The sequence below is a fragment of the Aerococcus sp. L_32 genome (assembly GCF_050689315.1).
On sequence record NZ_JBOEQF010001177.1, the window covers coordinates 1 to 566 of the forward strand.

At 34.8% G+C, this 566-nt stretch carries 1 pseudogene; it reads left to right on the plus strand.

Annotated features, from left to right (window positions below):
• A pseudogene (locus tag ACRCJ0_RS18800) lies at positions 1–220 on the plus strand (recombinase RecA); the annotation flags it as partial.
• Positions 221–566 lie beyond the last annotated feature (346 nt).

Consider the following 566-nt stretch of genomic DNA (forward strand, 5'->3'; position numbering starts at 1 on the left):
CGGTTCTTGGTATTCATATGGTGAAGACCGTATCGGTCAAGGCCGTGAGAATGCAAAACAATTCTTACGAGAAAACCCAGAAATTCGTGAAACCATTGATGGACAAGTTCGACAACACTTCGGTTTTGGCCAAAATGGTAAATTAAGCGAAGAAGAACTAGCGGCCTTAGAAGCAAATGATCAAGCACAAGTGGAATTATTGGAAGAAGAAACAGAATAAAATTTATTTTTAAATAGATAACCACTATGCCTTTCCCATTTAATCACTATGGGAAAGGAATTTTTTTTGCCATCTTTTTTGAAAAGGCTATCATGCTTTTGACTGCCGACTTGATTGACATTCATTCCACTTAAATATAAAATGAACTTATGTGCATGTAATGCATGTTTTATAATATTTTAATATTTACGAAAAAAGAACACAATTAAATAGATACGGAGGTGAAACTATGGGATTTACTGAAATTGCCTTCGCTATCATTGCTTTAATTGCTGGTCTATTGGGTGGCGTTTATGTAGGGAAGAAGTCTTTATTACAAGAACAAGAACGTGAAAAAGATGAAGCA